The sequence below is a fragment of the Desulfovibrio biadhensis genome (assembly GCF_055388615.1).
Genome location: NZ_AP042477.1, coordinates 4,954,682 through 4,978,097, shown reverse-complemented (window position 1 = coordinate 4,978,097; position 23,416 = coordinate 4,954,682). Strand labels below are relative to the sequence as shown.

The 23,416-nt window shown below is 52.8% G+C and carries 16 protein-coding genes and 1 CRISPR repeat array; of the genes, 5 read left to right on the top strand and 11 right to left on the bottom strand.

Annotated elements, in window-relative coordinates:
- The first annotated feature begins 142 nt into the window (after positions 1–142).
- A complete protein-coding gene (locus ACZ5EH_RS21590) occupies positions 143–2,140 on the top strand; it encodes a cache domain-containing protein (RefSeq protein ID WP_464275924.1) in 1,998 nt (665 codons plus the stop codon).
- Positions 2,141–2,285: 145 nt separating this feature from the next.
- Here the strand turns inward: ACZ5EH_RS21590 and ACZ5EH_RS21585 are convergent, their stop codons facing one another.
- Positions 2,286–3,599, bottom strand: coding sequence for an autotransporter outer membrane beta-barrel domain-containing protein (locus ACZ5EH_RS21585; RefSeq protein WP_464275923.1), 1,314 nt, complete (start codon positions 3,597–3,599; stop codon positions 2,286–2,288).
- A gap of 286 nt (positions 3,600–3,885) precedes the next feature.
- Between ACZ5EH_RS21585 and cas9 the strand changes: the two genes are divergently transcribed.
- The 3 genes from cas9 to cas2 are packed head-to-tail and all read left to right on the top strand — an operon-like array spanning position 3,886 to position 8,180.
- Positions 3,886–6,924 carry a type II CRISPR RNA-guided endonuclease Cas9 gene (cas9, locus tag ACZ5EH_RS21580; protein ID WP_464275922.1) on the top strand — a complete coding sequence of 1,013 codons (3,039 nt, stop codon included), beginning with the start codon at positions 3,886–3,888 and terminating at the stop codon, positions 6,922–6,924.
- Positions 6,921–7,844 carry a type II CRISPR-associated endonuclease Cas1 gene (gene cas1, locus ACZ5EH_RS21575; protein ID WP_464275921.1) on the top strand — a complete coding sequence of 308 codons (924 nt, stop codon included), beginning with the start codon at positions 6,921–6,923 and terminating at the stop codon, positions 7,842–7,844. The genes cas9 and cas1 overlap by 4 nt, the downstream gene beginning before the upstream one ends.
- Positions 7,845–7,847: 3 nt before the next feature.
- Positions 7,848–8,180, top strand: coding sequence for a CRISPR-associated endonuclease Cas2 (gene cas2 / locus ACZ5EH_RS21570; RefSeq protein WP_464275920.1), 333 nt, complete (start codon positions 7,848–7,850; stop codon positions 8,178–8,180).
- A 71-nt stretch (positions 8,181–8,251) separates the two neighbouring features.
- Positions 8,252–8,552: a CRISPR direct-repeat array (repeat unit 37 nt; unit sequence CATTGTAGCGGAAGGGGAAATGGGGTCAAGCCGCAAC).
- A gap of 133 nt (positions 8,553–8,685) precedes the next feature.
- On the opposite strand, the gene ACZ5EH_RS21565 is transcribed toward cas2, so the two are convergent.
- Together ACZ5EH_RS21565 and acs are read right to left on the bottom strand one after the other, a co-directional pair.
- Complete coding sequence (locus ACZ5EH_RS21565; RefSeq protein WP_464275919.1) at positions 8,686–9,753, bottom strand: phosphotransacetylase family protein; 1,068 nt, start codon at positions 9,751–9,753, stop codon at positions 8,686–8,688.
- A gap of 187 nt (positions 9,754–9,940) precedes the next feature.
- The gene (gene acs, locus ACZ5EH_RS21560; protein ID WP_464275918.1) at positions 9,941–12,061 is read right to left on the bottom strand and encodes an acetate--CoA ligase alpha subunit; all 2,121 of its coding nucleotides are present in this window, start codon (positions 12,059–12,061) and stop codon (positions 9,941–9,943) included.
- A gap of 23 nt (positions 12,062–12,084) precedes the next feature.
- Here acs and rnc point away from each other — a divergent pair, with 23 nt between their 5' ends.
- Entirely contained in the window at positions 12,085–12,801 is a 717-nt protein-coding gene (gene rnc, locus ACZ5EH_RS21555) for a ribonuclease III (RefSeq protein WP_464275917.1), read from the top strand.
- Positions 12,802–12,922: 121 nt separating this feature from the next.
- Here the strand turns inward: rnc and ACZ5EH_RS21550 are convergent, their stop codons facing one another.
- From ACZ5EH_RS21550 to ACZ5EH_RS21515, 8 genes are all read right to left on the bottom strand, one after another.
- A complete protein-coding gene (locus ACZ5EH_RS21550; protein WP_464275916.1) occupies positions 12,923–13,792 on the bottom strand; it encodes a flagellin N-terminal helical domain-containing protein in 870 nt (289 codons plus the stop codon).
- Between the two features lie 453 nt (positions 13,793–14,245).
- Positions 14,246–15,913: a flagellar hook protein FlgE gene (locus ACZ5EH_RS21545; RefSeq protein WP_464275915.1), complete on the bottom strand. Its 1,668-nt coding sequence runs from the start codon at positions 15,911–15,913 to the stop codon at positions 14,246–14,248.
- A gap of 89 nt (positions 15,914–16,002) precedes the next feature.
- Positions 16,003–16,749: a flagellar hook assembly protein FlgD gene (locus tag ACZ5EH_RS21540; RefSeq protein WP_464275914.1), complete on the bottom strand. Its 747-nt coding sequence runs from the start codon at positions 16,747–16,749 to the stop codon at positions 16,003–16,005.
- Positions 16,750–16,758: 9 nt separating this feature from the next.
- Complete coding sequence (locus tag ACZ5EH_RS21535) at positions 16,759–18,549, bottom strand: flagellar hook-length control protein FliK (RefSeq protein ID WP_464275913.1); 1,791 nt, start codon at positions 18,547–18,549, stop codon at positions 16,759–16,761.
- A 112-nt stretch (positions 18,550–18,661) separates the two neighbouring features.
- Positions 18,662–20,062 carry a glycosyltransferase family 9 protein gene (locus ACZ5EH_RS21530; RefSeq protein WP_464275912.1) on the bottom strand — a complete coding sequence of 467 codons (1,401 nt, stop codon included), beginning with the start codon at positions 20,060–20,062 and terminating at the stop codon, positions 18,662–18,664.
- Entirely contained in the window at positions 20,052–21,815 is a 1,764-nt protein-coding gene (locus ACZ5EH_RS21525; protein WP_464275911.1) for a CgeB family protein, read from the bottom strand. Before ACZ5EH_RS21525 ends, ACZ5EH_RS21530 begins: the two co-directional genes overlap by 11 nt.
- A gap of 27 nt (positions 21,816–21,842) precedes the next feature.
- The gene (locus ACZ5EH_RS21520) at positions 21,843–22,610 is read right to left on the bottom strand and encodes an OmpA/MotB family protein (RefSeq protein WP_464275910.1); all 768 of its coding nucleotides are present in this window, start codon (positions 22,608–22,610) and stop codon (positions 21,843–21,845) included.
- Between the two features lie 6 nt (positions 22,611–22,616).
- Positions 22,617–23,369 (bottom strand): motility protein A, encoded by a 753-nt coding sequence (locus ACZ5EH_RS21515; RefSeq protein ID WP_464275909.1) that lies wholly within the window; start codon positions 23,367–23,369, stop codon positions 22,617–22,619.
- Between the last annotated feature and the right edge of the window lie 47 nt (positions 23,370–23,416).

The following is a 23,416-nucleotide window of genomic DNA, read 5'->3' as shown; positions in this document are numbered from 1 at the left end:
CTTTACAAGAAAGTGAGAAATGGACACTGAGTACGTATCGCGCCACCGGGACGGCTTGCTAAAGGCCCTTCCGGAAGTATCGGGGTATATCGGGACGTTTAGATCCATAAACAAACGGTGGGAGGGGGCGATCACTGCGGGGATGATCGAAACCGGCCGCATGGATGCTGAAGCAGGGAGGCTTTTTGGCCCCCTTATTCAGGATATGGGCTCCACTAAAGCAAAGTATAGTGAGATTCAAGGTCAGCTTGTTGATGCCATTCTTTTTGAGATGGTAAAAAAGGTTGTCTTTGAAATTACGGATGCAGCAAAGTTTGCCATCAACATTCTAAAGCGGAATCTGTTTGAACGAACTGCAGATGTTGGATATTTTGCAACAGATGCGGATATTGTAAAACTTCTTAAAAATGTAGATAGAGAAGGAGATGATGCAGATTTATACTCAGAAGCAGATCGTATTCGTGAGCGACTTGCTGCGTATCAAGCAGAATATACTGTGTACGATGAAATAATTATTCTTGATAGGAATAATATTGTCAGAGGAAACTTTGATGCCAGTAATCATATTACGCATTCCGAGGATCCTCTTCTTGAGGCGACACAACATGTGAACCTGCACGATGCTGCAGAGGCGGATAAGTTTATAGAGACTTTCCGCTCCTCAGATTTGCGTCCTGGACGCGGTAATGTCTTGATCTACTCACAGAAAATCGAGGACCCTGATACACAAAAATCCTTGGGAACGCTTTGCCTGGTTTTTGATTTTGATGATGAAATGGAGGGAATCTTCAAGGATTTGAGTCAGGGAGGAAGCAGCATTGTGGTGGGCATTCTGGATAGCGCCGGGACAGTTATTTCCTCAAATGCGCATGACGTGCTCCCCTTGCAGTCCATGGTTGCTGTAGACACAAAGTCTCCCTTCCGGTTCATGGTTTTCAATGGCAGACAGTACATCGTCAGCACTGTTGCCACAGACGGCTACCAGGGGTTTTACGGACTGACCTGGTATGGTGTGGCCATGATCGCCGTTGATATCGCCTTCAAACATGGCGCTGGAGATGCCGGGATGCTTGATACAGACCTGGAGGATTGCAGAGGGTCCGGTAATTTGCTGGCAATCAAAAATGAGTCTGACGAGCTGCTGGCGGACATGAAGCTCGATAGCATCAACGGCCAGGTCAAAGCCGCCAGGTTCCAGGCCGATGGATTTGTTGAAGTGCTGCGTTTTGTAAACATGGTTGGCGATGAAATTGACGGACTTTTTTCGGCGGCCATTACCAATTTGCAGTGCACCGTGACTGCTTCCAAGCTGGATGATGTCCGCTTCAGGGCCTTTCAAGGCAACAACATCGCAGACAGAAACCTTTACGAGCGCGCCAATGATGTTTGCTGGTGGGCTCTGACCCCGCTATTTCGGGAACTGCTGGCCAAGCATGCCGGGCAAGGGCTCAGTGAGGGGGAAAAAGCTGCGCTCCATGCCAACCTGCAGTATATCAATGACCTGTATACCCCTTATCTGCGCCTGGTGCTGGCTGATACTAACGGGGTGGTGGTAGCTGTCTCCAACCCCCCCGAGGAACTCGAAGAGGATTTCGTGCAGGAAGGCTTGCCAAAAGGGCAGGCATTCGTGGGGAGCCAGCTTGATGCCAGGCTCGTGCAAAAAGCCATGGGGTTGAAGTCGACCAAGGACTACTGCGTTTCGGATTTCAGCCCCACCGCATTATACGGGGGGCGCTCCACCTATATCTATAGCACTGCTGTCAGGCATCCGGAAAATGACGCCCAGGTTGTCGGGGTTCTTCAGATCATTTTCGATGCGGCGCCGCAATTTATGGCAATGTTACAGGATGTGTTGCCCAAAGATGAAAGTAAAAACATAGTGGAAGGGAGTTTTGGGATATTTGCCGACCGCGAAAAACGTATCATTTCATCCACTGCCTCGCAGTACCCCGTTGGCACTAAACTCCCGTTGGCTGATAACTTGTTTGCCTATCAGCACGGGCAACGCAACTCCACCGTGGTGGAACTGGAGGGAATCTCCTACGCTTTGGGCATTCAAGTGTCGGATGGGTACAGGGAGTACAAGAATGGCGATGGATACGACAATGATATCGTCTGTATGATTTTCGTTCCGAATTGAATTCACTGTCGCAGTGATTCCAAACGCCATGATCAAAAAAAAGGGTCGCCCGTAGTCATCGTGCGGCCCTTTTCGCTTACCAGTCCTGTTTGCCGAAGTTTGTCACGAAATCAGCGCATGACTTCGTTGGTCATGCAGTCAGCCATTAGAATTCGTAACGCAGAGACGTCATGAAGGACGTGTTCTGCACATCATCACGGGCAAAACTGTTGGTAAGCTCAAAGGTAACAAGAAAGGACGAGGAGGCCATGAGGTTGACCCCTATGCTGGCTTCGAACTCGTCCGGGTCCTGGCTGGAAGGACCGCTCATCCAAGCGTCCCAAAGATAGGTCACGGAAACGTAGGGCTCCATCTGCGAGAAGAGATAGCCAATGCGCCCCCCCCAACTCCACTCGCCGACATAGGCATTGCTGCTGGGCACTGTGGTGCGCATGCCAAAAGCGCCTTCTTCAGTGTACTCGGGGCTGTATTCATTGGCGTACATAAATCCGGTGTTGGCGTTCAGGGTCCAATTGCCTATTACATGGTACCAGTTGATGGAGCTGCTGATCATGGAGCGGAAGGAGTAGTAACTGGCTTCCAGGTTGAACAGCGTTCTATTGCGCAGGGTGTCGTTGGAGAGCAATGTGAAGGCTGCGGTCACGTCAACTACCAGGGAATCGAGTATTGCATAGGCAGCGTAGGGCGCAACGGTAAAACCGTTGCTGCGCAGCTCCCCATCGTTGAATTCGGTGTTCAGGCTGGTGTACTCGTAGCCGGCAGCTACGCCAAATACGAGATTTTCCCTGAGTTTGTAGTCAATGCCGGCCAGAGAGCTGGCCATGGCGCCATTGTATTTCTGATCAGCGCTGTAGTTGGCCATCTTGGTCACGGAACCATTGGCCCAGGCGCCCCATTTATTGAATGCGTCGCCAGCGGCAAGGCCCATAGGTGGCGTGTCCAGGCCGTAGCCCAACTCACTTACGTTGACGGCGTGGGGGTCCTGGTTTGTTCCGCCGGGCGCCGCCCCAGAAGGCCGCGGGGCCATCAAGGCTGCAATCCGCTTGCCCAGAATGCGTTTGGTGGTGCGGGAGGATTGTTTCGTTACTTCTTCGCTCACGACCTGACTGGCCGTGTTCTCATTGCCACCATCCAGATATTCGTAGGTGCCTGCGTATACGCCGTTAATATAATATGCATCACCGCTGTAGGTGACTGTGTAAGTCCCAAGGTAGGTATTCGTGATTCCATCGTAGACGTCAATCTTTGCAGGACGCCCCATGTTGTCGTATTCAATGTTCCTTACATCGGCGTCATAGGTGTTTGATATGCCTAATACATCCTCAAAGGTTTGGTCATCTCGCTCAAATATGACGATGCTTCCTTCATATATGGTGTCCGCACTGGCGCTGTATGAGCTTGAGAAAAGAAAAACTGTCGTCAGGAAAAGGATGGCAACAAGAGAGCGAAGGCAGTTCATTAATCCCCCATGCGGATAGTAAATGGTTACCAGAGCGAGGGGAGTGTGTTGTAAGTTTTTACGAAAAGCAACCACCAAACATAAAATGTAACAAAAAAGCCCCCTAGGCCAAAACCAAGGGGGCGTTATGCATTCAAACAGGGGAAGGCGTGCCGAAGCCCGCCTTCTCATTTTTTGGAATCATCCTTGTTAACGGGTGACCCATTTCCCAATTCAATATTGCCAATCTTGATGAAAAAATGCAAGCATAAATAAAATATTCACAACAAAATACATGGAGATAAAGATGGAATACAGGCTTGGCTTGGACATGGGAGCAAATTCTATTGGTTGGTGTGTTGCTGAACTCGGTCAAGATAGCAAGCCTGTAAAGATAGCCTGTATGGGGGTCAGGGTTTTTCCAGATGGTAGAAACCCAAAAGATGGGAGCTCCTTGGCCTCAAAACGCAGGTTGTATCGGCAAAGCCGTCGAATGCGTGACCGCTATATTCAGCGACGTGAATCATTAATGAAAATACTCATTCGGCACGGTTTGATGTCGGAGGATGAATCAAGACGCAAGGCTCTGCAAGAGCTTGATCCCTACTTTTTGAGAGCGCGAGGCTTGGATGAGGTGTTGCCGCTTGAACATGTGGGCCGAGCGATATTCCAGTTGAATCAACGTAGAGGGTTCAAAAGTAACCGTAAAACTGATCAGGGGGATGGCGAGTCCGGCAAAATCAGGAGTGGTGTGGAAAACTTGAAACGAGCAATGACGGACGTTGGCGCAAGAACCTATGGTGAGTTTCTTTATTTGCGCCATCAACGCCGGGAACCCGTGCGTGCAAGACTTAAAGGACAAGGGGCTAAAGCAACCTATGAATTCTATCCAGACAGAGCTTTGTTGGAAGAGGAATTCAATATGTTGTGGGAAGCTCAAGCAGCCTTTCACAGTGAGATGACTAAAACAGCCAGAGAAGAAATTGAAGGTGTGCTATTTTTTCAGCGTCCCTTAAAGCCTGTCGAGCCTGGAGTGTGTACGCTCATTCCAACGGATAAGCGTGCTCCTTGGGCTTTGCCATTAACACAACATTTTAGGATTTTGCAGGAATTGGGCAATCTCACCGTGTTTGACGCTGATCTTGCTCAACGACCGTTGGATCGTGATGAGCGAGATTTGTTGCTCGCCAAATTGCTGGGACAAAAGACCGTTACTTTCGATTCCATGCGCAAAATCCTGCAACTAGACAAAGGTTGTATGTTCAACCTCGAAGGCGAAAAACGTAAAAATTTGAAAGGTGATGAAACCGCGGCGGTTCTGGCGCACAAGGATCGGTTTGGCAAACGTTGGCGTTCATTTTCTTTGCAGGAACAAAATCAAATAGTTGAAAAGCTCCTGGAAACGGAAAATGAAAAAGCCATGGAAGATTGGCTTATTGAAAAATATGGGGTGGATCGTGATCTGGCTCAACGAATCGCGGAGGCACCGCTCCCACAAGGTTACTCACGTTTGGGGCGTACTGCGATGGGAAGAATCGTTGAAGTAATGCAGCATGATGCACTACCTTACTTTGCCGCGGCTAAAGCTGTCGGTTTGCATCACTCAGACCTTCGCACGGGCGAAGTCTTTGATGAACTGCCTTATTATGGTGATCCGCTTATGCGGCATGTTTTGCCTGTGGAGCAAGGAAGTGATGAGGAAGTAAAATATGGGAGGATTGCGAATCCTACAGTTCATATTGGCTTGAATCAGTTGAGGAAAATTGTAAACGAGATGATCCGTACATGGGGTAAGCCGAAACAGATTGTATTGGAGGTTGCCCGGGAATTGAAGCTGAGTCGTGAAAGAAGGCGTGAAATTGAAGAAGAACAAAGTCGCAATCAGAAGGCAAATGAAAGCAGAAGGAAAAAACTTGAAACGCTAGGTCTTTCAGCCACCACAGAGAATCTATTACGGCTTAGATTGTGGGAAGAATTAAATGACAACCCCGTTGAGCGGCGTTGTATTTACACAGGAGAAAACATCAGTCTTGAACGTTTATTCTCATCATCTGTTGAAATTGAGCACATTCTCCCTTTTTCCAGGACATTGGATAATAGCACCGCCAATAAAACGGTGAGTTTACGCTATGCGAACAGATATAAGGAACGTTTGTCTCCTTTTGAAGCATTTGGCGATTCTCCTGATGGTTATGATTGGGAGGGAATATTGGCTCGTGCTGCTGGATTGCCAAAAAACAAATTGTGGCGTTTTAGTCCTGAGGCAATGGATCGTTTTGAGGGCGAAAAGGACTTTTTGGCGCGCCATTTGACAGATACCCAATATTTATCAAGAGCGGCAAGGGAGTACCTGACCTGCGTCTGCGACAATGTATGGGTCACACCAGGCAAACTAACCTCCATGTTGCGCGGTAAATGGGGGCTGAATAAAAATCGTAATGACCAGCGGCATCACGCTATGGATGCTGCTGTCATTACGGTTACTGACCGAGGTCTGCTGCAAAAAATATCAAGAGCTGCAGCGAGAAGTGAAGAAGAAGGGGCACATAGAGCACTCAAGGAAATGCCTGAACCATGGGAAGGTTTTCGTGCTGACGTGGAATGTACTTTTGCAAAAATAATTGTTTCTTACCGGCCAGACCACAGTACATTGAGTGGATTGCATAATGATACGGCCTATGGCCCCGGAAAAGATCAGGATGGAAATCCGGTTGCAGTTCACAGAATTCCACTTGAAAGTATTACTAAGGCAAAGGATGCTCTGCAAATCCGTAGCCGAGTGTTGCAAAAAGAAATATTGGATATGATTGCGACAGCAGCTGATACTGCTGAACTGAAAAAACGTTTGCGGGATTTTTCCAAAAAAACAGGAGTACGCCGTGTTCGTGTGCAGGAAAAACTGGAGACTATTCCCATTCGAGATGCAAAGGGTGAAATTTATAAAGGAGTAAAAGGCGATGCCAATGTATATGTAGAAATATACAAACAGCGAGATGGGAATTGGAATCAGGAGGTCGTAAGCACCTTTGATGCTAATCAGAAAGGCTTCATGACAGGCAGGCAACGGCAAAGTCTGCCTTTGGTTATGCGGCTTTTCAAAAACGATTTGGTGGCCGTTGGAAACGGTGTAGAAAGGAGAATACTGCGAGTTGTCAAATTTTCTAGCGCGGGCAGAATTTTTCTTGCGGAGCATAATGAAGGGGGCAAACTGAAGAGTCGGAATGAAGATAATACGGACCCCTTTAAGTATTACAATTGGACAGCAAGACATTTTCAGACAAATGGGGTGCGCAAAGTCTCGGTGGATATTCTGGGTAGGGTAAAGGACCCGGGGGCAAAGCCATGACTGGGAGAATAGTTGAAGTCGCACAGGATGATCGGCACTTATGCAAAGATCGAGGTTTTTTTGTTGTTCGAACAAAAGGCGAGGAGGCTGGCAGAATTCCACTTGATGCCATCGGAACGGTAATCGCCAGTTCCCATGGCCTGACCTGCAGTAATAATCTGCTGGTTGCGCTTGCCGAGCGCTCAATTCCACTAATCGTTTGCGACAGGGGATATAGACCCGCAGCCATTATGTGGCCAGTGGTGACACACCACAGGCAGGCTGAACGGCTGGAGGCCCAGGTGGCAGCAAGTACGCCAAAGAAGAAACGGCTTTGGCAACAAATCATTCAGGCGAAAATCAGATTTCAGGGCCAGGCCTTGAAAATGCTAGGCCTGGATGATCGGAAAGTTTCATTGCTCACCAAGAAAGTTGGGTCTGGCGATACAACAAATGTTGAGGCAATGGCAGCCAGAATCTATTTTCCTCTTCTTTTTGGGAAGGGATTCCGCAGGGAGCGGGATGAAGCGGGGCTCAACGCTCTGCTGAATTATGGCTACATGGTCTTGAGAGGGGCGACAGCCAGAGCCGTCATGGCTGCTGGTCTCAATCCTTCCTTTCCAATCCACCACAAGAACCTCAATAATCCTTTACGTCTGGTTGACGACCTTATGGAGCCATTTCGGCCAGTGGTGGATTTGCATGCCTTTGCTCTAGCACGCAAGGGGATTCTGGAAGTCAAACCGGACAGCAAAAAAGAACTCGCCAAGGCCTGCGAAGCAGATATGGAAGGGCAACAAGGTGTGAGTCCGGTTTCTGAATGTCTGAAAAATTTGGCCAATTCACTGGCGCAAGCGCTCATGGATCCTCGATTGCAGTTGGAACTACCACAGAAGATAAAACCGTTGAACCTCTCCCCCTCTCAAAAGATTGGAGGCTAAGCAATGGGGTATTTGAGTGGGTACAGAATTATGTGGATGCTTGTCATGTTCGATCTGCCTGTGGTTACGGAAATTGATAGAAAAGAAGCCAACCGTTTTCGTAATGCACTTAAAGAGCTTGGCTTCGAACGTGCGCAATTATCGGTTTATTTACGCTATCTTGCTTCTCGCGAAAAACAAACGCCCCTTGTGAAAGCCATCAAGTTTCAGCTACCACCAGGGGGGCAAGTAGACATATTGTTTTTTACGGACAAACAATTTGAGCAAACTATCAGTTTTGTGGGAAAGCGCCGTGAAAAAGTCCACAAAAAACCGGAGCAGCTTACCCTATTTTAAGAGTGTGGCGCAGCATTTTGGGAGATGGTGCAAAGGAAAAACCCCTCGATTCCGAGGGGTTGCGACCGCTATATTGTAGCGGAAGGGGAAATGGGGTCAAGCCGCAACGGGGCTGCGTTATTTACTATTCGGAAATCCATTGTAGCGGAAGGGGAAATGGGGTCAAGCCGCAACGCTGCCATTGCGCTGTGGTGCGTGCACAACATTGTAGCGGAAGGGGAAATGGGGTCAAGCCGCAACATGTAGGCGATGATGTATTCTTTGGTGGCCATTGTAGCGGAAGGGGAAATGGGGTCAAGCCGCAACTTCAACAATGTATGAGTGGTAGCGGTAGTCATTGTAGCGGAAGGGGAAATGGGGTCAAGCCGCAACGGTGATTGTAAAATGACGTACCTGCAAAGAGAATACAACGTATTATATTGCTAACTTATCCCCTATGACTATAACAAAAACGCCCCCAAGGCTAATGCCAAGGGGGCGTTGAAGTTTTTTGAATGAGTGAGGGCTATATGCCCATTTGCTGGCGGATATACTCGAAGTCCAGGGATGAGCTGACGAGTTGTGCGCCTTGCTTGATTTTTATCACGTCGCGCAGCTTGTGGCTGGAGAGGATGGCCTCCATCTTGTGCGCAACGGTAAAGGTGTCGTCCCGCACCACCACGATGGGGATGGAAAGCACCTCGGAGCGGGTCAGGATGATATCGTTGGGGTAGAGGTTGCCGGTCAGCACCAGGCAGGGGCAGTTGCCCTCCAGCGCCACCAGTTGCACGTCGGAGCGGTCGCCACCAACGATGACGGCGGAGTTTTTGTGCTTGCGGAAGTGGGTCATGAAGTTTTCCACCTGCATGGTGCCGATGAGAAAGTTCTCCACAACCTTGTCGGCCTTGTTATGGGCGCTGATGACCTTGCCACCGAGGCGCTCGGCCAGGTCGGAAACCTTGATGGCGCCCATGAGCGGATCCTTGGGAATCACGCCGATAACCTTGACCCCCTGGCTTTCCAGGAAAGGTTTTATAAGGTTTTCCACCTCGTTCATGAAATTCGGCGGAATGTCGTTCAATATGACGCCGGCCAGATCGTCGCCAAGGGTGTCCTTGAGCACGACCAACTGGTCGTAGTCCAGAGAATTTTTGTGCAAGCGTTCGATGACGATTGCCTTCAGGCCCAGCTTGCGCACCACGCTGATGCCATCCAGCCGGCAATAGCGCCCCGAGTACATGCTGCCGGAACCGGCCACGAGCATGACGTCATTACCGGTGGCGAGATCGTTGTAGGAGCTTTCGATTTCAGGCATGAGGTCTTCGCATTGTCCGCTGAACGCCTTGACCATGAAATCCTGGGTAACGACTACTGGGGTAACCTTTGAAGGGTCCTCATCCAATTTGAGCACGTTTTGCACGAAAAAGGCGTCTTCGTCGCCCATTTTGCCCTCATGCTCTTTGGGCAGGGCGCCGACGGGCTTCATGTAGCCAACCTTGAGCCCTTCCTTCAGGAAGCGCAGTCCCAGGCCCATGACAATCATGTTTTTGCCCGAGTACCCCGCGGTGGAGCCTATGTATATCCCTGCTGCCATACGAACCTCCCGTAAACGAACTTTCTGCTTTGTATCCTATGAGGTGCTGCCAGGTAAAGCGATCTCTACTTTGTGCTTGTTTTCACGAAGGAATGATTATCGCTCGGTGATGCCTGGTGCCGCTGTCGCGGCTTGCTTGCCATGTTTCTCCACGTCTTTCAGTGAAAAACACCTTATAGTGTAATCGCTATTCCTGGTCCTGCTCCTGGCTGAGGAGCACGCGTACGTCCGCCACAATGGCTTTTTCCGGGCTGACGAGCACCGGGTTGAATTCGGCTTCCTGGATTTCCGGGAAATCCAGTGCCAATTGGGACATGATCATGAGCACTTCTTCCAGGGCCTTGAAGTTGACGGGGGGCTCTCCCCGCACGCCTCTGAGCAAGGGAAAGGATTTGACTTCCCGGATCATTTCCTGGGCGTCTTCTTTGGAAAGGGGCGCAAGGCGGAAGGAAACGTCCTTGAGCACTTCCACATAAATGCCGCCAAGCCCGAACAAAATCAAAGGCCCGAATTGCGGGTCCCGTTTCACCCCTACAATGACTTCTTTTGAGTTGGGCGGCGCCATTCCTTGTACCAGACATCCGGAAATGAAGGCTTCTTCCCGCATCCGCTGGGCGCGAGCGGTTATGTCCATAAACGTTGCGCGCACCTGCTCGGCGGTTTTGAGATTCACCTTGACGCCGTCCACATCACTTTTATGCGAAATTTGCGGCGAGGCGATTTTAAGCACAACGGGGTAGCCGATGGCGTCGGCCGCCTTCATGGCCTCATCGCTGGTGCGGGCCAGTTTAGTCTTGGGGATGGGCAGATTGTACGCCTGCAGCATGCCCTGCGCCTGAAACTCGACAATTTCCCCAAGCCTTTGGCGGCGGGCGTCCGCAATAACCTTGGCGGCCGCATCACGGTCGCGACGGTAACACACATTGGTTGGGGCCGGTTTGTTGATGCGTTCGTAATACTTGTGCATTGCATCGATTGCGTAGATGGCGGGCTCCGGAAAATCATAGCAGGGAATGCCGGCTTCACCCAGCAGACGTTTTCCCGGGCTCACAACCTTCTCCCCCATGAAGCAGCCGAAGATGGGCTTTTCCGCTTTTTTCGCCACGTCGATCATGGCCTGCGCCGTCGCTTCAACCTCTGCAGATGCGGTGGGCGAGAGCAGCACCATCAGCGCATGCACGCTCTTGTCCTGGATGACGGCTTCCAGAGTTTTCGCGTAGCGTTCGGCCGGGGCGTCGCCTATGATGTCGATGGGATTGTAGAGCGAAGCGTAGGGCGGCAGAAAACTCATAAGTTTTTCCACCGTTTCATTGCTGGGGCGCGCCAGGGACAACCCGGATTTTTCTGTGGCGTCCGCAGCCAGAATACCCGGCCCGCCAGAGTTGGTTATAATGGCCAGGTTGGGGCCTTTTGGCAGAGGCTGCTTGGAAAATGCCTCGGCCAGGATGAACAGGGAAGAAACGTCCTGACAACGGATGATGCCGGACTGCTTGAAGGCCGCAGTATAGGCGTTATCGCTTCCGGCTATGGCGCCCGTGTGGGAGGAAGCCGCCTTTGCGCCGGCTGTGGTTGTGCCGGATTTAATCATGATGACGGGTTTTTGCAGGGATACCCTGCGCGCCACGCGCATGAATCGCTCGCCATTTTCCACGCCTTCTACATAGCCGAGGATGACTTTGGTGCTTGTATCTTCCGCAAGTGCGGAAAGCATGTCGGCCTCGTCCAGCACCGCTTTGTTGCCCAGGCTGATAAATTTTGAAAATCCGACATTGTGCCCCATGGCCCAGTCGAGTATGGAGACGCACAACGCGCCGGATTGGGAAAAGAAGGCGATGTTGCCTTTGTCGGGTTGCCCCACCGCAAAGGTGGCGTTCAGCCCGAGATCAGGGTTCAGCAGGCCCAGGCAGTTTGGCCCCAGCAAGGCAATGTCGTGCTCCTTGCATATCTGGGCCAGCTCCTGCTCCAGGTAATAGCCTTGCTTGCCTACTTCTTTGAATCCCGCGGTGATGACGATGACGGCCTTTACGGGCAGGGCTGCCAGCTCCTGCATGGCCGGAATCACGACCTTGGGCGGCACGCAGATAACCGCCAAATCCAAGGGCGCGGGCAGATCGGGTATGTTCTGCGTCACGCGAAGGCCGAGAATTTCCTCTTCCTTCGGATTGACCGGAACAATTTTCCCTTTGTATCCTGCTTCAAGCAGATTGTTGAGAACGATGTTGCCTATTTTACCTTTGGTGGCCGAAGCGCCGATAATGGCAACGCTTTCGGGCCAGAACAACGCCTCTAGATTGGGGTGGTGATCCATAGGCCCTTTCCGGGAGGGAGGCTGTGTTTGATGTAAATGAGGTTTATAAATGTATCCACTATAGGTTTCAGCAAGTCAAGTTGCTGGAAACGGCACTTACCCACAGCTCTTTTGCAAATGAATCCGGGGATGGGCGTGAACACAATGAACGTCTGGAGTTCCTGGGAGACGCCGTGCTTGAGCTCAGCGTTACCCAGCAGCTCTTTGAACGTTTTCCTTCCGTGCGAGAAGGAGAGCTGACCAAGCTCAGGGCAAGACTTGTCAGCAAACCGTCACTGGCGGATATGTCCTTTATGCTGGGGCTGGATAAATTTCTGCTCCTGGGCAAAGGGGAAGAAGCCCAAGGCGGTCGCGAACGCAGCTCGTCACTGGCCAACGCCTTTGAGGCGCTGCTGGGGGCGATCTATCTGGATGGGGGTTTTGAGGCTGCCTACGCCTGGGTGGAAAGAGTTTTCAGCAATCGATGGCCGGATGCACCTGTACTGGAACAACAGCGCGATTACAAAAGCCTTTTGCAGGAAGCCACGCAACAGTTTTTTAAGGCGCGCCCCGTGTATTTGCTGGTGGAAAGCAGCGGCCCCGAGCATGACAAGATATTTGAAGTCAAACTCGAATTACCTGACGGGCGCAGCGTGCAAGCCAGCGGCAGTTCCATGAAAAAGGCGGAACAAAAAGCCGCAGGGCTGGCGCTTGAATTGCTTACAGAAAAAAGGCCGGACAATCCGTCCGTGGCTGAATGACCGGGACCTCCCTGTAAACAGGTGAGGGGGGACCGGAGGGCCAGGCCGGAGAGGGATTCTCCCCGGCCTGAAAAGCCTTGGTCATCAGCCTCAGTGGCTAGTGAGTCAAAATACCGTCGGCCTAGCCGCCGCCTATGAGCTGCATGGCCATTCTGGGCAGCGAGTTCGCCTGGGCAAGCATTGCCACTGCGGATTGTGTCAGAATCTGGTTGCGAACAAATTCTGTCATTTCCGAGGCAACATCGACGTCCGAAATTCGTGATTCCGCGGCTTGCAGGTTTTCGGCCATGATGGAGAGGTTGTTGATGGTGTTCTCCAGCCGGTTCTGCAATGCACCAAGAGATGCGCGGATCTTATCCTTTGAAATAATACCCTGATTGATGCGATCAAGGGCAAGCTGGGCCTGCGTCTGGGTGGAAACCGATATGAATCCGCCGAGCAGAGAGGACGCTGTGGCATTACCGATTTCGATGTAGTAGTAGTCCTCGGAGCTGTCGTTGCCGGTGCCGAAGTGGATCTTCAGCGCGCCAGTGGGCTGCAGGCCGGTGCCGTTGTGAGCGCCGGTGAGCGTGCCGTCCAAAAGCTTGACGCCGTTAAAGTCCGTGGCATTGGCGATACGTGTGATTTCAGACATCATGGCCTGAAATTCCGAGTCGATCATCAGGCGCTGGTCCGAGTTGTAGGTACCGGTAGCTGCCTGTTCGGCAAGCTCTTTCAGCCTGATGAGCTTTTCGTCAATGACCTGCAAGGCGCCGTCAGCCGTCTGGATCATGGAGATCGCATCGTTGGCGTTACGAACACCCTGGTTCATGGTGGAAATGTCGGCGCGCATCAGCTCGCGGATGGCAAGGCCGGCCGCGTCGTCAGCGGCTGTGGAAACGCGCAGGCCTGATGACAGTCTCCTCGTGGACGTGGACAATCGGCCGTATGCAGACCCGAGGTTGCGGGACGCGTTCATCGCCATGAGGTTGTGATTGATGACCAAAGACATTTGCAAAACCTCCTTGTTATTGCTTGTACATTTGAAAGCAATCAAGGTGCCAAAACTATTTTCTCCCAATAATAAAGTGTATTAAATATAATCTAGAGTTTCTGGGGCGCGCAGAGTGTCAGAACAGGAACGTTTTTTCCTAGTTGTATAAGGAAGAAACGACCGGTTTTTGTACGTAAACAACCAGGCAAAAACAGCCGGTTGCGTGAGAGAACGACCGTATGACGCGCCCAGGGAGGCACTGGAGAGAGAACGTAGGAAGGCCAGATGATCCTGTGGGGGCGGCACATCGCCTTAATAGGGGCCTAAAACTCGGGTTGGGTGTTGCGTTGCGTGCACAGCAGGGGGCGGAAAAAAACACCCCCGATGCTGCAGAGGGCGCTGCAACACCGGGGGTAAGGAGGCCTTTGGGCGAAGGAAGCCTGTCAGAGCTGCCAGCCGCCGCTTTGTAACCTAGCGTTTGAGCATGATCACTTCGGACAGCATCTGGTCGGTGGTGGTAATGACCTTACCGTTTGCCGAGAAGCCGCGTTGTGTGGTGATCATCTGCACAAACTCGCGCGCCAGGTCCACGTTGGATTGTTCAAGGGCGTTCGCGTGTATCGATCCCAGGCCATTGTTGTTAGCCGGACCGGGAGAAGCTTCTCCTGAATCGAGGGTCTTGGTGAAGAGGTTCCCCCCTTCGCGATTCAGCCCGGTCTCGTTCAGAAAGTCATACAGCGTTATCTGGTAGAGCTCGATTGTCACGCCGTTGGAGTAACGCCCTGAAAGGATACCGTTGTTGTCAATCATGACATTTTGCAGGAAGCCGAACGTGTACCCGTCCTGACTTTTGAATAATGTTGATGAACTTCCCGAGTAGCTTGTCGTCGCAGTCGGAGCGCGTTGTGCATCCGCACCAAATCCCGGAAGGTTGTCAGGGTTTTGGGATACGGCGTTGGGCGAGATGTAACTGCTCCATCTTGCCGAAGGTGTGGTGGAAATGCCCAGGTTGAGTTCGATGAGCTTGCCGCTGGCATTGGAAAGCACAGGACTGATGGCTTCGCCTGAGCTGTCTATGACCCAACTTGCGTCGGACTGGCCGCTGAAGTCGAGGGCCATGAGCGGGTAACCATTCTGCGAGACTGCCGTGGGGCCCCACTGTGAAAGCTGGGTGCTTGTGGCGTCGGAGCGCAGGGTAAAGGAGCTCATGTCTTCGATTTGCCCTGTGGAGTTGAAAGTCAGGGTGCCCATCATCACCAGGCCGGAGCCACTGGTAGTACCCGGTTTGAAAGGCTGCCCCGTGTTCGGATCGATGCCGTTGAACAATCGTTTGTCTTCGTCGGGATCTATGGTGACGATGTATTCCCATACGTTTTTACCCTGACTGTTGCTGACCTGGTCATAGTAGACGGTCAAGTCGTGGGCCGTGCCGCCTTCGTCGTACACCTTGATGGTGCTTGAGTAAGCGTATGCAGTGGATCCCAACGGCGGATCATCCTGACCGTTCCAGTTCTTGGCCAGAGCGAAGAACGGGTCAGTGCTGTCCACACTGTTGTCATTGCCAGCCCTGCGATCCAGGTTGTTGATGATGGAAACGCGAGTGGTGTGCCGTGGGTCGCAGGTGAAGCCATCCAACCGGATATTGGTCGGCGTGCCCACGCCGCGGATGGCAGGAGCGGTTTCAGGATCATCGGTTTGCGTCGTGGTGGTCGCAGCCTGTGTCGGTTGCTCCTCGATTCTCCACCCTTGCAGGGCGTATCCGTGGGGATCCACCAGATATCCGTCCTTATCGAAGCGAAAGTTTCCCGCCCGGGTGTAGTACATATCCTCGGAGTTCAGCGGGGAGACCCCGAAGAAGCCGTTGCCGCCGATGGCCAGATCGGTTGCTTCGTTGGTGGTTTCAAAGCTGCCTTGGCTGAAGTCGCCAAATATGGCGGCGACACTCACGCCACGGCCGATCTGCCCATTTGCCTGGGCAGCGGTATTGGTGAACTGGTAGAAAAAGTCCTCAAAATGCATGGTCGAGGATTTGAAACCGACCGTGTTTACGTTGGCAATGTTGTTGCCCAGCACGTTCATCTTTTCGCCGTGCGCGAGCAGGCCGGATACACCGGTCCACATCGAAGCTGACAGACCCATAATGGACCTCCTTAGTACGTTATACCCCTTATTCGCACCATCGCCCTATCTCGGCCGATACCCTGGTACGGGGGCGGGTAAGCTATATGCTATGCGTCTTCTTCGTCTTCAGGATCGTCTGAAACGCCATCGCTGGAGGAGGACGATTCGCCTGATCCGATAACGTTCTTGATCTGCAGCAGGTTCACTTCGCGTCCGTCTTCAAGCTGCAGCCAGTATGCGCCGCTGTAGATATTCACTCCCTTGACCTTGCCACTGACTTCGGGATCGACGAGAATGGGCTCGCCGTCGGCATTTTCTGCCGCCATGGCGACGTTGTAGACGCCATCCGCTACGTCGACGCCGTCGTAGTCCAGACCATCCCATTCCACGTCGTATTCACCCTTGGTAAGGGCGCCCATCTCGATTGTCTGTACGATGTTGCCGTTTTCGTCGAAGATGTTCACGTAGACATTGGCGGCACTTTCATCGATGGCAAAGGACATGGTGTTGATATCATCACCACGCTTGCTGATGCCCTGGCCGCGGGCCATGACTTCCTTGCCGATGAAGGAGACGGCACTGAGCATTTCCTGGCGATTGTTTCCTTCGCTCAGGGAGCCGATGCCGTCGTTGATCTCTGTAAGTTGCTCCAGGCTGGAAAAGTTTGCCAGTTGGGCCGTGAACTCCGTGTCTTCCATGGGGTTCAAGGGATCCTGGTTCTTCAGTTGCTCCACGAGCAGCACCAGAAAGTCATCTCGGCCAAGTTCAGATTTACCGGCAGGTTCATACTGCTGGTAACTCGAAAATTCCTGTTCTGCCCGGCCGACCAATTGGTTATTGTACTGGAGAGGCATATCTCGCTCCTAGGCGATGAGGTGAAGTCCCTGTTGGTGGGCAAGTTGTGCCCCCGTTTCTTCTGATTGCACGTCTTGGGCCAAACCCCCGGCCTGTGCGGCACGACCTTTGCGCATGTTCATAAATGCCTGCAACGAATCCTTATTACGCTCCTGCAGCAGGTTGTGCTGCTCGGCGCCTTGCCAGTTATTGGAATTCTGATCGTTGTTGGTCTGGGTCTGGACGTCCAGTTTTTCCACCTTCAGTCCCTGCTGCTCAAGACTGTGCTTGATAAGATTCAACTGGTCGTGAACCAGTTTGGTCGCATCATGGTTCTCTGTCCTGATGAGGGCGCGGACTTCATTGTTGTGCACCTGCAAGACCACGGTCAGCTTGCCCAGGCTGGGCGGATCCATGCGCAGGGTCAGCTGCTTGCCGCCTTGATTGAGATTCTGCAGAATGCCTTTCTGTACGGTACTTGCGAGGCGATTGGCAGGAACCTTGTCACCCAGCAGAACTTCGCTATTCTCGCCCTTGAGATTGAACTCCGCTGCTTTGGCGTCAGCCGCCTGGTTCAGGGTGACGTCCCCGGCCGTCTTGCCGCCGCGGGCTTCCACCTTGTTCCACATCTGGTCCCAGGCCTTGGCGTCCGCATCCTTCTTGGAGGAATCCCCCTGTCCGGGGTTCTTCTGTTCTCCGTCGGATTTGTCATTGCCGAGAACCTGATCCTTGGCGGCCTGTTTGGCACGGGCTGCGTTGTTTGCAGCTGTTTCGCCGTCGGCTTTGATCTTTTCGGACTTTTGGTCCTGCCCTGCAGCACCCTGCTTGGCAATTTCTTCCGCCTTGGCCTTGTCACCCTTTTTGTCGTGCGCCGCAGCCTGCTTTTGGCCTTCCAGGTCTTCTTTCTGGTTATTCGCATCGTCTATGCTCGCGTTGCGTTGCTTGCGGGCTTCATCCTGGATCATCACTTTGGCAGCGGTGACATCCTTGGTCTCGCGGTTGTCAGCACGGGTAAGGGTTTCCTTAGCGTCGCGGGCCTTTTTCATGCCCTTTTCAATGACGGAGCGCAGTTCGCCCAGTGTCTCTGTGAGCTGTTCCTGCAGTTCCTTGGCGTCTGAAAATATGGAGCTGAGCGCTACACGTGCGCCTTTGGAGCTGATCGTCGCCATGTCGCTTTCGCCGAGCATACCGCTCAGGCGGTTCATGGAGGCGTCGGTCAGGCCAAGGGCCTTACCAAGGGTTTTGAGCTCGCCCCTGGTAATGGCGGTCAGATCGGCATCCTTCATGTTAGCCAGTTTGTCGCTGAGCGCCTTGCGGACCTGCTCCTGCTTGCCGGCTTCCAGATCGCTGAGAAGTGAGTGGCTTTCCTCATTGGTAAAACCCATTTTCTGAAAGAGTGAGGAAAGGTCGTTTTTCATTGCCTGGGTGAGTTCAGGCATAAGTGATTCGAGGGCGATGCCGAGCTTGTCGGAAACAAAATTGAGCATACCGCCCCAGGTAAGGCCGTCGTCGCTGGCAAGCTGGTTTTCCAGCTCTTTTATATCCTTTTCGCTCAGACCGCTGTCTTTGAGCTTTTCGCGCATATCGGCAAATTCCTGCTCGGTGATCTTGGCGCCTTCGCCAAAACCTTTTTCCGAAGCGGGGGCCGATGCGCTGGAACGAGAACTCATGCTGGTCTCGTTCGCGCGCTGTTCAGCGTAGTCCTTAATATTATTCATCATCTCTGCAAAAGGCGAAGTTTGATTGATCGTTTGCTGGCCGCCTTCAGCAGGAATGATATTAGGTGCGTCGTAGGAATAGGAGTTCGGCAAAATCTGCATAGTTTGGTCTCCTCGGCTTCTCTAAATACAAGAGCCGTTCCAAAAATGCAGATTCTTTTATTTCAGCAGGTTGTGTTGTGGTGAGAAAGGGGGATGGGCTATTTTTTCCGCCTTACCCGCGAAAAAAGGAAAGCGTTTCGATGGCTGCAAGGGCTTGGCGAAAACCGGCGCTGGAAAAGTCATGGTTCTGAAGGAAAAGCTGCAGGTATCCACTTAAAGGGCGCAGATGCGGCGGAAAATCATGCCAAAATCCTTCAGAGAGCGGCTGGCCGGATCTGCTGCAGCGGGCAAGGCTGGAGGCCATTGCGGTTGCGCTTTTTAATATTGGTTCCGTCATCCAAGGAGCGGCGTTTGTCAGCTCGTTCCAGGCTGTTGCTGCAGGGGCGCGGTCCGTGCTTTCAAAAAGACAGGCGAAAAAACGGGACCAGAAGCGCCCCAGCAATGCACGCTGCGAAGTGTTTTCCAATTGTAATGGGGCAAGTCGGTATAAGCCTAGGTCGTCTCGCTCCGTGCGGAAAAGACGCATCCCTTGCAGCCTGCTTTTTCGCAGATCATCAGCCCTGCCAGCGGCAAGCTTTTGGGCTACGTATGCGGTTTTTTCCGGGGAGAAAAGCTGCCTGCACCGGTACGGCGTCATGTTCGTGCATTGCCAGCACCCAACGCAGCTCAGCGCCGCCTGAAGGATGTGGTGCCCGGACTGGTAGGGGCCGGTCTCCCAGGGGCTGACAGGCCCCATGGAGAGGTTCAGACTGGGAACTCCGATCCAGGACGCCAGGTGCATGGGGCCGGTATCCGGGGTGATGAGCAGTGACAATTCCTCCAAGGCGTGTGCAAAGCTGGCCAGATCAAAGCGACCACAAAGATCGGCCACAGGGTGCTTGCAAAGGGAGCTTACTTCCTTGCCCAGAGATTTTTCGGCCTTGCCGCCAAGCAGAACAGGAATGAGTCCCCTTGCTGCAAGCTGTTCGGTGAGTCTGGCCCAAAATACCGCGGAAGGACGTTTTTCCTCCTGGCTTGCGCCTAAGAAAAGACCTACGCGGCTTTGTTTGCGTATGCGCGGTAAGGGCCAGCTTGTGCTTTGTATCGCTTGGCGGCCTATAACATCCAGGGCGTTGAGATCCGCCCAGTGAAACTGGTTGTGGCGGTTGTTGTGCACAAGGCTGGCACGGTAGAGCTGCCAGGCTCCATGGATATAGACAGGGCCACCCTGAGTAGCCACCGGGCCCGTCTTTTCAGGGCTCTGGAGTGTATTGGCCAGCGCCGCGGCTTCTGGTCTGTGGCTGAGGTTTATGAGTTTCTTGAAGGACTTGTTTTTGAGGGTGGCGGTGTTATTCCACGGTATATAAAAGGTATGGGGGGAAATCTTGAGCAGACTCTCATAGAATATGGGCTCGCCAACCACCCAGATTGGCGTCTTGGGGTGGCGTTTTTGCAGCCAGAGCATGAGCGGAAATGTCAGCACCATGTCGCCCATGCGCTGCATTTGTAAAAGAAGAATCGGTTCAACGGGCATGACTGCCCCTGTTACGGGCAGGCGTGGAGCTCCCAAACGTCTGGCGCATGGTATCAAGGACGGTTTGCATCCGGTGTTCGTAGGTATGCTCGGCAAGGATTCGTCTGCGGGCTGCCTGGGCAATGCGGTTTCTTTCCGCCGGATGCTCCAGATAGTGGCGGGTGAGTTCCGGCACTTCTTCAGGCTCGCGGAAGCATACGACCTCGCTGCCGGGATCAAAAAGCCGGTCGATCTGGGAGCGCCAATCCGTGAGTAGAAAAGACCCTGTGGCGGGTACGTCGAAAAGCCGCTGGTTGACCGCGCCTTTCATCTGTTTGCTGGTGCAGTTGAAATTTATTTCGCACAGGGGGTAAAACGCGGGCAACTCTTCATAATAATTAAGCTCATGAAACCAGCGCCACACGTATGGGGTGTTTTTGAAGGTGATTTTCCACCCCTTGTCTCCCACGATGAGGGGTTCGAACGGAAGAATGCCCTCTATGCAGCGTTTGCGATAGCGCCGTGTTGCTTCCCAGGTGATCATGGCCTCGTAGGCCAGTCTGCGCTCCTGCGTATCCAGCAAGAGAAAATGTGGCAGCAATTCAGGGTGATGCTGCTCGAGATAGGCCCGCACCGAGGGCTCGTTGGAATCGTCGAATCCTGCCGCCACCTTGCGGTATGTCCGCAACAATTCCCTGTTGGGGTGCGCAGTCTTGAGCCGGTGCGCCACTTTAGAGTGCATGGAATTGCCCACGAATCCCACACGCGTTCGCAAGGTCGCATTGGCAGGGAGATTTGGCCTGGGGGCAAAGCGCACGGCATCCGTGCCCAGGGGCAGGTAAAAAACATTGGTGAATCCCATTTCCTGCAGCGAGGGAATGTTGTCGGCATCCCATGTGAAGATCGCGGTAATGGGGTTAACCAGCCTGTTGTAAAGGTAGAGGATGAGGTGCGGATTATCCACGAACCAGGACGCAAGCGGCAGTTCCAAACGTTGCAGCAGGTCCACCAGAACGCCTTCACGGTCCACGCCCAGGTGGTTGATGGTCAGCACGAAGTCGGGTTTGAAGGCCACCACCTCGGTCAGCAGGCGCTCCACAAAATCCACACTTGCCAGTTCACTGTCGCCGATGTTGATGAACCTGTGCTCCACACCCAACCTTTGGCAGGCGGTGACTATTTCCCCCATGAGAAAATACTGGCTGGTAATCAGCAGAATGCGGGGGCTCTTGTCCTGAAATTTTGGGTATCTTGCTTTGGCCCAAAAGTCGTAACTGCCGCTTCGATTCAGATGCTCGCGTAATGCAGCATAATAGTCGGGCGCCAGCCGCAGATAGACCGGGCAGGGGAGGGGCAGAAAAGGCGCGCCCCCTTGTTCCATTTGCCATCGGGAAAGGGTGTCGAGAACCTTTTGCGGGTCAGCATCGTCCAGCCAAAGCACGCGGGGGTTATCCGCAAAGCGTTCTTTTGCTTTGCTGTGCTCGAGGATGGGAGCTTCCCTGTCTATGACGGCCACAGGCCCGTCATAGATGGACAACAGGTGTGCGAGGGCATGTCCGAGGCCGGCTCCAAGAAAAACAGGCAGGGGCACTCGGTTTTTGTTTTCCTGGGCTTGAAGCAGCGGGTCGAGGATGCGTAGTTCTCGCTCTTTACCCCCGCGCCCCCAAAGGTGCCAGGTCTTGCCCCCTGTATGGAGTCTGATGTCGGCCAGTTCGCCGTCTGGGGAAGCTGCAGGTACAGGTGCAACAGTGTAGGGGAACATTTCATCCGGCATACGAGGCGCCTGCAAGGGTATGGTGAGCTACCAGCTTTGGACCATGGGACGGTGGAAATAAAACTCCATCCTGTTGTTGACGAATCGATTCTGGTCCGTGTTGTTGGGCAAAAGCGGCTGTGAATCGGAATAGCCCACAGCTTTGAGCCGGGATGGTTTTATCCCGCCTTTTTCTATGAGGTAGCGTAGGGCTGCGCCGGCTCTTGCTGACGATAATTCCCAATTGGAAGGGAGCGCGTCTACCGAGCTCTCGAACCGGTCATCCGTGTGCCCTCTGACAACAAGATCGAAGTTGTGTTCCTTAAGGAAGGTGATGATCCTGGCGAGGACCTTATCCGCATTGGGGCGGAGCTGGGCTGTGCCTTTATCAAAGAGGCTGGTGTTGGGCACGCGCATGATGACGCCTTTGTCATCCGTAGTGATTTCGACGGTTTCCTTTAGGTCAGGGTCGTCGACCATGATTTTTTTCAGTTGCAGGACCATGCCCAGAAGCATTTTGTTGTCTTCATTGAGCTCCACGTCCTTGCGTTCGAATTTCTCCGGAGAAAAGGCGGCGTATTGGGCTTCTTCACGTTTAATCTGCACGCCGAAGGCCTCTTTTATGGAGCCCATGAGCGTGCGGAATTTTGAAACGTCCTGTTGCGCAAAGGAGAGCAGCAGCACGAAGAAGCAAAGCAGCAATGACATGAGGTCGGCAAAGGTTGCCAACCAGGGTGGCAACCCTTCTTCGCAGGCAACCTCATCCTGCTTTTTGGGCGGTGGCGGCGGCGCCTCTTTTTTGTTTTTGCGTGCCATGGGAGCTTAAGTTGCTTCGCGCTGTTGCGGCGGCAGAAAGGAGTTGAGCTTTTCCTTAACGATATTAGGATGCTCACCGTTCAAAATCGCTATGACGCCTTCCATGGTGACCTCCATGTACGAGACTTCCTCAATGGAGCGTTCAGCAAGCTTGTTGGCAATGGGCATGAACACCACGTTTGCCAGCACGGCGCCGTAAAATGTCGTCAGCAGCGCAACGGCCATGGAAGGACCAATGGCGGAGGGGTCGCTAAGATTCTGGAGCATGCCGACAAGACCAATGAGCGTACCGATCATGCCAAAGGCGGGCGCATACGTGCCCATGCCTTTGAAAACGTTTTGCCCCTGCGTGTGTCTTTTTTTCATGGCGCTTATTTCAAAGTCCATTACCGAGCGGACGAGGGACTCTTCTGTACCGTCTGCCACCAGCAGGATGCCACGTTGCAAAAAGGGATCTGATACGTTGGCCTTTTCCAGGGCAACAAGGCTTTCTTTGCGTGCGGTTTCAGCAAGCTGGATAATCTGCTTGATGTTGTCCACCGGATTCGGGGGCTTGGCGAAAAAGGCTTTCATAGCCACCTTGATGGAGCCCAGCACGGTCTTCATGGGGAACATGATGAAGGTGACGGCAAAGGTGCCGCCTACGACAACAATGACCGAGGGGATGTCAATATAGCCGCTGACACCGCCACCCATTAAAATGGCGCCGATGATGAGACCGAAGCCTGCGATTATACCAAGTAGAGTTCCAATATCCATGATTCAGTCACTTTCAAGCAGGATAATGCATCATGATAAATGTCATG